The 10,535-nt window shown below is 62.1% G+C and carries 9 protein-coding genes and 1 pseudogene; 5 read left to right on the top strand and 5 right to left on the bottom strand.

Features of this window, described 5'->3' with window-relative positions:
• Positions 1-29: 29 nt before the first annotated feature.
• On the bottom strand, positions 30-497 hold the full coding sequence (locus V7080_RS18750; RefSeq protein WP_334189915.1) for a cache domain-containing protein: 468 nt from the start codon (positions 495-497) through the stop codon (positions 30-32).
• A gap of 236 nt (positions 498-733) precedes the next feature.
• Positions 734-1,807: a hypothetical protein gene (locus V7080_RS18745; protein WP_334189914.1), complete on the bottom strand. Its 1,074-nt coding sequence runs from the start codon at positions 1,805-1,807 to the stop codon at positions 734-736.
• 270 nt (positions 1,808-2,077) lie between these two features.
• Between V7080_RS18745 and V7080_RS18740 the strand changes: the two genes are divergently transcribed.
• Both V7080_RS18740 and V7080_RS18735 read left to right on the top strand, forming a co-directional pair.
• The gene (locus V7080_RS18740) at positions 2,078-3,388 is read left to right on the top strand and encodes an NTP/NDP exchange transporter (protein ID WP_334189913.1); all 1,311 of its coding nucleotides are present in this window, start codon (positions 2,078-2,080) and stop codon (positions 3,386-3,388) included.
• The gene (locus V7080_RS18735) at positions 3,372-4,364 is read left to right on the top strand and encodes an aldo/keto reductase (protein ID WP_334189912.1); all 993 of its coding nucleotides are present in this window, start codon (positions 3,372-3,374) and stop codon (positions 4,362-4,364) included. Before V7080_RS18740 ends, V7080_RS18735 begins: the two co-directional genes overlap by 17 nt.
• 34 nt (positions 4,365-4,398) lie before the next feature.
• Here V7080_RS18735 and V7080_RS18730 read toward each other — a convergent pair whose 3' ends face one another.
• Together V7080_RS18730 and V7080_RS18725 are read right to left on the bottom strand one after the other, a co-directional pair.
• Positions 4,399-6,849 carry an AI-2E family transporter gene (locus tag V7080_RS18730; RefSeq protein ID WP_334189911.1) on the bottom strand — a complete coding sequence of 817 codons (2,451 nt, stop codon included), beginning with the start codon at positions 6,847-6,849 and terminating at the stop codon, positions 4,399-4,401.
• 122 nt (positions 6,850-6,971) lie between these two features.
• The gene (locus V7080_RS18725; RefSeq protein ID WP_334189910.1) at positions 6,972-7,256 is read right to left on the bottom strand and encodes a helix-turn-helix domain-containing protein; all 285 of its coding nucleotides are present in this window, start codon (positions 7,254-7,256) and stop codon (positions 6,972-6,974) included.
• 295 nt (positions 7,257-7,551) lie between these two features.
• Here V7080_RS18725 and V7080_RS18720 point away from each other — a divergent pair, with 295 nt between their 5' ends.
• From V7080_RS18720 to V7080_RS18710, 3 genes are all read left to right on the top strand, one after another.
• Complete coding sequence (locus V7080_RS18720; protein ID WP_334189909.1) at positions 7,552-7,905, top strand: DUF805 domain-containing protein; 354 nt, start codon at positions 7,552-7,554, stop codon at positions 7,903-7,905.
• 314 nt (positions 7,906-8,219) lie between these two features.
• Positions 8,220-9,383 (top strand): hypothetical protein, encoded by a 1,164-nt coding sequence (locus V7080_RS18715; RefSeq protein ID WP_334189908.1) that lies wholly within the window; start codon positions 8,220-8,222, stop codon positions 9,381-9,383.
• Between the two features lie 365 nt (positions 9,384-9,748).
• Positions 9,749-10,099: a CzcE family metal-binding protein gene (locus V7080_RS18710; RefSeq protein WP_334189907.1), complete on the top strand. Its 351-nt coding sequence runs from the start codon at positions 9,749-9,751 to the stop codon at positions 10,097-10,099.
• A gap of 163 nt (positions 10,100-10,262) precedes the next feature.
• Here the strand turns inward: V7080_RS18710 and V7080_RS18705 are convergent.
• Positions 10,263-10,535 (bottom strand): annotated as a pseudogene (locus tag V7080_RS18705) (ANTAR domain-containing response regulator); the annotation flags it as partial.

Below are 10,535 nucleotides of genomic sequence, written 5' to 3'. Positions count from 1 at the left end.
CCCCCCGCCGCATGCGTTGATGTGGATGCTTACTGCTTGTAGATGCCGGACCCGACGATCAGGTTGTCGACCTTTTCGATATAGCCGGACTTCGATTCAACCGCCTTGGTCACCGGGTTGGGCCACTTGTAGTCGACCCAGCCCTTGCCCTTGGCATTGGCGACTTCGATGAAACCCTTGATGATGTACTTGCCTTCGTGGTCTTTCATCTCCAGGAGATTCTTGCCGACCATCTTGGGGTTGTTGCCGTGGGAGACGTTGTTGCCGTTCATGTCGTACACGAACACATACAGGTCGCGGTCATGGAACTCGGTATTGGCGGGATTGGCGAACTCGGCGAATGCCTTGTCCTTGCCGTTGGCCTTCATGTAGCTGACAGCCTTCTTGACCATCGCCACCGCTTCGTCCGCCGAGCCGCGCTCGCCTGAGGCAATCGCGGCACTGCATACTGCCAGGGCGGAAACGCCTACTGCAACCGAATGAAAAAAGTGTCTCATGATTGTTCCTTGATCTAAGCGTTTATTGTCTTCAGCCGATGCCGGCTTGAAGTCTCTATCGCCCTTTTCCAGGATCTTGTGCATTCGCATCGATGGCGAATGAATTGCCCTAACTGTTTTTTTCTTTCCTCATGGCAATTACGGCAAATATAACGTGGAATCGGAAAATGATCACGGAAACCGCAAAAAATCCGGCAGCCGCGCGACAGATGGCCCGATGCGGGAGATAGAGGAAGCTAGGGCGCGGCAGTTTCCGGCGCAGGCCGGACCAGCGGCGCCTGCGGCAGCTGCGCCGGCCGTCGGACGGCGGCGCTGACGATGGGTTCGATCGCAGTCGGTCCTTCCGGCGGCCGTTTGCATCCCACGGGCTGTTGCTGCTTGCCGGCGAGCGGAATCGAGTAGCCGATGTGAAAGGTGGTGTCGGCATTGCCGGCGTCGGTCTGAGCGTGCGACACATTCAGGTGCCAGTTGCGCATGGCCACACCGAGATCGACGCGCTCGCTGTCGGCATTGTTCTGCACGCCGGTATGCAGCCGGGCGCAATTCTCGAGCTGGCGCGAATAGCTGATCCGGTTGGACGCCGTCGTCGCCTCGTTGCGCATGGCGCGGTTGACCTGATGGGTGAAATGACCGAAGTCGCGCTGCAGTTCGATGCGCGATCCCGGCTCTGGGCGCAGGCCGAGTTGCAGGCTGTAGCCGTCGAGCCGTCCGCCGCCCGTTTCCACATTGCCGCCGCCGGATGCCATGCCGAGGTCCGGCAATCGGGACGGCGTGGCTGTGCCGCCGCCTGCTTCGACGCTGAAAGTGGCAAGCCCGACGTCGGAGAACAGGCGATCCCTGTGCCAGACCTTGCGCGCCCCCAGCAGCAGGTTGCTCTGCTTGACCGCGCCCCCGGATTCGTCGCCGGACGCCCACAACTGTCCGCCGGACAGATGCAGATGCACATTGTGCTTATAGGCGTACACGCCGTTGACCAGCACTTCCGTCTGGTTATTGCTGTGGGAGAGCGCCATGCCTGCGCCGAGCCTGCCGGTCAGCAGGGTGCCGTAATCGACATTGAGGGAAGGGTTCACCTGGTGGTTCGCGTCGAGCTTGGCGTCCCACTTATTGTCACGCTCGGTATAGCCGATGCCGGCGCTATGCTTGTCGACGTGAATGTGCCGGGGCGCACCGTGACTGGCCGACAGGTCGGGAAGATGCTGGGATGGTTGATGGAGCGGCTGCCATGCCTGGGTGGCGTGGCACGCGCCGATACCGAGAAGCAATGTGCCCAGCGACAACTCTTTGACGGCAAAGTGCAATATCGTCATTCTGGTTTTGCAGCATGCGGGATGCGCTGTTGTGACCGTGCGGCATTATATTTTATGGGCGCTTGCCGCAGAACATTATTGTCGTGATTCAAGCGACTTTTTTGCCTTGAATTAACGAGTCGTCTACTCTCTCTGGCAATGCTTGCCGGAAAGGCTAGACAGGAAATTCACGACATGAGGATTTCCCGAATTCGCACGAGGTCATAAACGCAATCTTCATCATTGCCACCCATGCATCCTGCCTCCCGTTCCGAACCTGCCGATCGCCCCATGTCCTGGTTGCATCAGCTATTGGTGCGTGCCACCGGCGCGGGCCGGCACGAGATCGCGGCGATGCTGTGGGGATTCGCCTATTTCTTTTGCCTGCTCAGCGGCTATTACCTGCTGCGGCCGCTGCGCGATGCGATGGGATTGGTGGGCGGCGCGAATCGCCTGCAATGGCTGTTTACCGCCACCTTCGTGGCGATGCTGCTGCTGGTGCCGGTGTTCGGTGCGATCGCGGCACGCTGGCCGCCGCGCCGTTTCGTCCCGGTCGTCTATCGTTTTTTCGCGCTCAACATTCTCGTCTTCGGACTGCTGTTTGCCACCGGTGTGCAGGAAGTGGCGGTATCGCGCGTGTTCTTCGTCTGGATCAGCGTGTTCAACCTGTTCGTGGTGAGTATCTTCTGGAGTGTGCTGGCGGACAATTTCAGCAATGAGCAAGGCCGGCGCCTGTTCGGTTTCATTGCAGCCGGCGGAACCGCGGGCGCGCTGGCCGGACCGGCAATTGCCGCGCTGCTCGCGGTGCAGTTCGGCGTCGCAGTACTGACGCTGATCGCCGCAGTGCTGCTCGAATGCGCGGTGCAGTGTTTTCGCGGCCTGCTGTCGGCCACCGCCGGCTGGCAGCCGAACTCCGGATCGAACGTTCAACGCGGCGCACCAGGTTCGACGCCTGCCGACGAACGCCTCGGCGGCGGCATCTTCGGCGGCGTGAAACTGATCCTGCGCGATCGCTATTTGCTGGGCATCGTCCTGTTCCTGCTGCTGCACACTTTCGCCTCGACGCTGCTCTATTTCGAACAGGCGCGCATCGTGGCGGCGGCGCTGGCCGATACGGCGGCGCGTACCCGGCTGTTTGCCATCGTCGACTTCAGCGTGTCCTGCCTGACCATCCTGCTGCAGCTGCTGATCACCGGCCGCTTCCTGAAATATGCGGGCGTGGCGGCGGCATTGGCATTACTGCCGCTGGCCGGCATGCTGGCGTTTGCCGGCATCGCACTGTGGCCGACCCTGGCCATGCTCGTCGCGGTGCAGACGCTGCGCCGGTCGGTGGATTACGCCATCGTGCGTCCGGGACGGGAAGTGCTGTTTACGGTGGTCAGCAGGGAAGCGAAATACAAGGCAAAGAGCGTCATCGAGACCGTGGTCTATCGCGGCGGCGATGCGGTCAGCGGCTGGATTTCCGCCGCCCTGACCGGACTGGGTGTCGGCTTTGCCGGCATCGCACTGCTGTTCGTCCCGCTGACCGCGCTGTGGGTGATGCTATCGAAGCGGCTGGCGGCAGGCATGGAGGAGCGAAAGATTCATGAAGATACCGAATGAGGAGCACCAGATGAACGATGTACCGCTGCACGCACCGATGACGCGCGCCACATTTCTCCGCCTCGCCATGGCCGGCACATTCGCGCTCGGCACCGGCATCGGCGGCAGGGCGCTATCCGCAACCCAGGGAGCCGCGATGAACCCGCAACGCATGCATACCCGCCCCATCCCTTCCAGCGGCGAGGCGCTGCCGGTGATCGGCTGCGGCACCTGGCAAACCTTCGACGTCGGCGCGGGAAGCGACGAACACGCGCCGCTGGCCGAGGTGCTGCGCATCCTGTTCGAGGCAGGCGGTTCGGTGATCGACAGTTCGCCGATGTACGGCCGCTCCGAAGCCGTCGTCGGTGAACTGCTGAAACAGGCTGGCATGCATGACAAGGCTTTCGTCGCCACCAAGGTCTGGACCCGGGGTCGGGACGCCGGCATCCGGCAAATGCGCGAGTCAATGAAGCTGCTGCAGGATGAACGCATCGAGCTGATGCAGATCCATAACCTGGTCGACTGGCGCACCCACCTGAAGACGTTGCGCGGGTGGAAGCAGGAAGGCCGCATCCGCCATCTCGGCATCACCCACTACACTGCCAGCGCCTATGACGAGCTGGAGGCGATCATGCGCGCCGAGCCGCTGGATTTCGTCCAGCTCAATTATTCGCTTGCCGAACGGGAGGCAGAAGCACGCCTGCTGCCGCTGGCCGCCGACCGCGGCATCGCGGTGCTGGTAAACCAGCCGTTCGGCGGCGGCCGCCTGCTGCGCGACCTCGCCGGCACGCCCCTGCCGCCATGGGCGAAAGACATCGAATGCGAAACCTGGGCGCAGATCCTGCTCAAGTACGTGCTAGGCAATCCGGCCGTGACCTGCGCCATTCCCGGCACATCGCGTCCGAAGCACATGGTCGATAACTGCCGGGCCGGCATGGGCGCATTGCCGGACACGGCGATGCGCAAGAAGATGGCGGCATTCTGGGCGCAGCGTTGAACGCATCCTGCCAGCCGACAGAATCCCTGTCCGGTCAGGCGCCGGCGGGCGAAATGTGCCCGGGTGGCACGTCCGGATAGCGCTTGCCGCCGTCATCGGCGGCAGCCGTCGATGCCGCGTCCGCCTTCGCCTCCAGTTCCGCCATCAGTTCATCGGCGATCACCTGCAGCAGCTTGACGTCGCGCGGATTGAGGGTGCGCGGTTTCCGGTCGATTACGCAGAGCGAGCCGATCACGTGGCCGGATGCCGCGCGCAGCGGCACGCCGGCATAGAAACGGATGTGCTGCTCGCGCAGGAAGGCATTGTCGGCGAAGCGCGGATCGCGGGCGGTGTCCTCCACCACCAGCGGCGCATTGGCCGCCACCACATGGCCGCAGATCGATGTGTCGCGCGAGCCCTGGCGGGTCTTGTCGAGTTCCGGCGGCAGGCCGACCGCGCCTTTCCAGAGCTGGCAGCTTTCGTCGATCAGCGACACCAGCCCGATCGGCGTCTCGAACGCATCCGCCACCTTGCGCGCGATCCGGTCGAGATGGGCGCCCCTGCGCGCATCGAGCGCGCCGCTCCGCTGCAGGGCATCGAGGCGCGCCTTCTCTTCCGCCGGCAGCGGCGGCGGCATCATGGCCGGGGCCTTCTGCGTCACCATGTCGGTAGCGATCCGCACCGCGTCATCCAGGCTGGCGGCAACCGCATCGGCGCCGGCGTTGGTCATCAGTTCCTCGGGCGTGCCGTTATCCGGCGACAGGTTCCATGCGCACAGGAGGATCTTGAGATGCGGCATACGGCGCTTGAGGCGACGGCAGACGAAGCGCGCATAGGCATGCGGCTTGCCGGTCAGGTAGGAAAGACAGACCACCTCTGTGTTGTTCAGGTCGAGTTCGCCGATGGCCTCCAGCGTGACCGCCGACGGCGGTGCGCTGCGTGCGCCGATGCCGCGGCTTTCGAGGCCATGGGCGAGCATCGCCACGGCGGCGGTATCGAGGTCGCTTCGGCCGGCGATGCACAGTACCGGCTTGTCGAACCAGCCCGGTGCCGGCAGCGCATCGTCGGCCGGCTCCCGCCTTTCGAGCTGGTCGCGCAGGTCGTGCACCACCGCTCTCACGCCGTCGGCTACCTTGATGCGGTCCTGCAGCGACACGCCGCGCTCGCCGTCATCCTCGGCCAGCCGCAATGCCGGCAATCCGACCTGGTCGTAAAACGTCAGCAGGGATTCCTCGGCCACCTGCGCTTCGGCGATTTCGATCGCCTCTTCGATATTGCCGGCGAGGAAGCGCTGGTACAGCCGCTGCTCGGGCAGCAGCACCGGGTCGCTGCCGAGCAGCACATCGAGGAAGGCTAGTTGCGGTACGTAGCGTCCCATCACCACCAGGCAGACGGTCAGCGGCGTGGCAAGGATCAGCCCGATCGGCCCCCAGAGCAGGGTCCAGAAGATCGCCGCCAGGATCACCGCCACCGGCGACAGGCCGGTGCTGGCACCGTACAGCCAGGGTTCGATGATGTTGTTGCTGATCAGCTCCATGGTGACGACCAGCGCCAGCGTCCATAACAGCATGTCCCATCCGGGATCGACGGCGAAGGCCAGCGTGACGGGGAACAACGCGGCGATTACCGGGCCGAGATAGGGCACGAAGCGCAGCAGCGTGGCCAGCAGCGCCCACAGGAAGGCTCCGGGGACCCCGATCAGGTATAGGCCGATGCCGATCGGCACGCCGTAGCTGGCGTTGATGATGAGTTGCATCAGCAGATATCGGCTGACCCGCCGCGCCGCCTCGCTCAGCGCTTCGGTGGTGCGATGCAGGTCGCTGCCGGCGAGGCGGATGAAGCGGTCGCGCAGATCGCTTGGTTCGAGCAGCACGAAGAAAATGAAAATGATCACCAGGCCGGCGGTGCCGATCGGCCCCAGCATCGGCGCCACCATCTCCCGCGCGGTATCGAGCGGATTCCGTTCCTGCGGTTCGACCCGCACCGGGATCGGCTCCTTCGCCTGGGCCTTGCGCGGCTTGCTGGAAGGCGCAGGCGTCGAATCCTTCGACAATTCCTCGCCCAGCGCCTCGATGACTTCGGTGGTGCGATCGATCGCGCCGCCGCCCGGCGCAGCGGCGCGGATCGAGCGGATTTTCTTCTGCATCGTTTGCTGGTAGGTCGGCAGGTTCTCGGCAATATTCACCGCCTGGCTGGCAACCAGCACCGACAGGCCGCAAATCAGCGCAAATGCCGTCGTGACGACGATCAGTACCGCAGGCGCACGCGGCAAATGCAGGCGCCGCAGCCATGCAACGGGCGGCGCGAGCATGAAGCTGAGCAGTACGGCGAGTGCGAAAGGCAGGAAGATGTCGCGGCCGAAATAGAGTGCGGCGATCGTCAGCAGGATGATCGCCGCCGTGACGGCGCTCAGGCCGGGCGCCTGGTTATGCGCTTCCGCGAGAGGAACGGCCGCTGCATTTTCCTGCGGCTTGGGAAGATCGACAGGCGTTCCGGGATTCAGCATGGCGGGAGGCGATCAAGAGCGCCTGGAATGGCAAGCATGTTCATTTTGGCAACGCAGACCGGCAACGGTTCCATCAGTCGATTCCCGTCAATCGTTGCCGGTTCGGCTGAGCTGTCAGGGAGTCAGGAATGGATGACAGGCCGAACGTTGCTCAGGCGGAACTTGGTGCGGCGGTCGCCCATCAGGCGGCGCAACTCGGCGATGCTGATGCCGGTTGCCTCGTGCATCCACATCAGCATCGACCCGCTCACCGGCAGTTTGCGCCGGCGGATATTGCGTACGACGGCTTCGGCGACGTTGAGTCTGCGCGCCAGTGCACGATCATTGGTGAGTTGCATCGCCTCGATCAACGCGTCAAGGAGGTGATCGGGATCGTAGTGTTTTGTAAAAGCTTCATTCTGGTCCATGGCTTTATGTAATTTCTCTATGTCGCACGACAGATTTGGCTTGTGAATGACTGCAGCGGGCTTCAGCGCGGCTCCATCACGGCAGGAATAGTGCGAATGTGCGCAAAAAACGTTCCATCGGTGGATGAGTAGCACGGTCTGCTACCGGTGGCACTCTTGCATCGTCCTGAGGCGGTGACTATACGGGATTGCTGGATTTCCGTATTGAGTAAGGGTAATGTTCCGGGGACGCTGCAGAGGAAGGCTTGCGTCTCGTCAACATTTATTGAATAAAAACTATTACCGGGAGCTTTACATGACATTTGTGGAATCGATCAAGGCATGCTTTGCCAACTACGCCAATTTCAACGGCAGGGCAACGCGATCGGAATATTGGTGGTTTGCGTTATTCATCGTGCTCGCGGGCTTCGGCATTTCGATGATCAGCGATATGCTGGCTACGGTCTTTTACGTTGCGACCTTGGTGCCGTCGATTGCCGCCGCAGCGCGCCGGCTGCATGACACCGACCGGAGCGGCTGGCTCCAGCTTATCGGCCTGATCCCGATTCTCGGCTGGATCGCGATCATCTATTTCCTGGCACAACCCGGCACCGGCGCCAACCGCTTCGGCGCCCCAATCGCCAACAACGGCACACCTGCCATCAATTAAGTTCTTGACGGGACGCGCTGCCGCCGTGGGGCCGGCGCTTCCTTTCCAAGACCTTCATCCTCATCCTTCTAACCAGCAAGTTCGTTCGCCGCCCGCTTCCCTGCTGGACCGGCACTCGGATGCTGTCGTTCCTGCCTGCGCGCCACTCCGCTCATCCGCGCCCACCCACCGATCCGCCAATTGCCGCAAGGAACCATCTTTCCTGTCGGCATGTCATAACCGCCGCAAGCCGGTTCCGCATGGTCTCGCGCCACCGGATCCGGATTCTTTTTGACATTCATTTTCGCCATGCCGCTTTCCGCGGTGGACAACGCATGACCATTCCCGCCAACGAACGCGCACTGCTTCCCTCGATCGCCCTGCAAGGCGCCATTTCCACGCTGGGCGGTTTCATCGGGTTTTTCATCATGCGCGCGCATGACGTCGATGCGATGCTCCGTTTTACTGCCGGCATGATGACCGCCGCGCTGGTGGCGACCCTGCTGGCCTATTCGCTGGGGCCACGATTGCGCCTCACGGGCAAGCGCCTGTTCAGCATCGGCTTTATCGTCCCCGGCCTGCTGATCCTGTTGTCGGACCGCTCGCCGGACATGATGGCTGCCGCCTTCGGCGGTTTCATCGGCCTGACCTGGAGCGCGCGTCACTGGCTGGAGATGTCGCTGTTCAGCGACGCGCAGCGCGACAGCTACGCGGCGCATTCCGGCGCATTGACGGTGGTATTCGGTATCGGCGCCACGCTGGCGGCGACACTGGTGTTGGCCGGTGCCGCCGATGACGGCAACCGGGTGTACGACCTGTACGGGGCGCTGTCCGTCATTGGCGGGCTGCTGCTTTGCAAGCGCATACCGGATACGGAGCCGGTTTCCATCGACCGGCCGCTGGCGGTGATGCGGCAGCCGCAGTTCATCGCCTGCCTGCCGCTGTTTTTCCTCGAATCCGGATTGTTCGGTGTCGGTCAGGCGCTGTCCTCGGCCGGTGCGGTCAAGGCGTTGGGTTCGGCCAGCCAGTTCGGCTGGGTGACGACGGCGGCAAGCCTCGTCGGCGGCGTCGCACTCTATTTCACCCGCAAGAACCGGGATGTCGGCAACCGGGCGCACTGGCTCGGCGCTTCCTGCCTGGTGGTCGGCAGTGCGTTTCTCCTGCTCGGCGCCAGTGCGTGGTTGCCGGCGCTGTATGTCGCCTATTCGGTGCTGAAAGCGGCCGGTGGCCCGTTCCTGATGGCGAGCGAACAGGTGCTCAACCAGCGCACGTTGGATATCGCCGGAAAACTGTCCGATCGCATCGTTGCCCGCGAGTGCGTGCTCTGGCTGTTGCGCATGACGTCCCTTTTGCTGTTCTGGGGCCTGGCCGGCATGCTATCGTCCCCCCAGCTTCTGGTAGCGGGATCGCTGATGCTGGCGGCGGCCACCGGGATGGAATATGTGATCGGGCAGGGCTGGTTCTGGAAGGCGGAGGAAGCGCAGACGACGGCGGGCTGAAAACAGCGCATTCGTCCCTCCAACGCGTTAGGCAAAAAAAAGCCCGCAGACCTTTCGGTTTGCGGGCTAATCCAATTCACAGGGAGTTGGAGGAGACAGGTGAGAATATATCGCAGCGCAGCATATTTATCACGTTTATTGTAGTGATATCAGACATTTCATTTGTCTATATCTCGTGCCATCAGCGTCCAGTTCGCATCCAAAATAAAAACCCGCCGAGCTTGCGTCCGGCGGGTTCCTGTCTCTCTCCATCATCCTGGGAATGGATTTTTTTACATGCCGGCGAATATTACACCGTGAACTTCGTGATTTCGCTGTCAAAGTGGAAACTATGCGCAAATTTTGTGCAGAGAATGGAGTCGACCATGAAAATACTTCCGATACGGGGTTTTCTTACACTTGCCTTTACCGGAATTTGTCTTTCCCTGGCCCCATATTCCTTGGCGCAACGCAGCTACGTTCACCTCTACGGTGATCCGGCGCCGGCGACGGTCGCCGATAAAACCATCGAGATTCGGCCGGATACCCGCCATGTGAATGTGGTCGGCGGCGATATCGTGCAATTCCTCGTTAACGGGAAGTCGTTTACCTGGCGTTTCAATGTCGCCCGCACGGTATCGGCATTCGATCTGAAGGAAGTGGCACCTGCCGGCCTGCTCGACCGCACGATCATGGCTTATGTATCACCAGACCCGCGTTACTTCTCGGTACCGTAGGGAAATCCGGACGGATGCGCCTGGCTGGCGCAGTGGCTGCACCAATAACGCGCGCAACAGGGAAAGAATGAAAAAAGCCCCGGCTTTCGCACGGGGCAGGAGTCGCTTACGCAACTGGAGGAGACACTCGCAAAGCTAGCAATTTGCGAGCCACTTTCCTCGATTACACGGTTCCGGCATCACTGTTGTTAACGCGATGTTGCCTGGCAAGTTTGATCACGGCGTTGCGAATGGTGGTCAGGACCGTTCCCGCGTTGAACGGCTTGACGATGAAGCCATGGACGCCGCGCTGCAATGCCCCCTGCACCGCGCCGGAATCAAGCTTTCCGGATACCACGAAAACCAGGGCTTTCGGCAATGCTTCCCGCAGTGCATCCAGTTTCTGGAACCCCTCTGCGTCTGCGCTGCCGATATCGATGCAGGCAATCTGCGGCTG

Origin of the sequence: Noviherbaspirillum sp., from assembly GCF_036846085.1 — a bacterium.
Lineage (GTDB): Bacteria > Pseudomonadota > Gammaproteobacteria > Burkholderiales > Burkholderiaceae_D > Noviherbaspirillum.
This window is presented reverse-complemented; position numbering and strand designations above follow the sequence as displayed.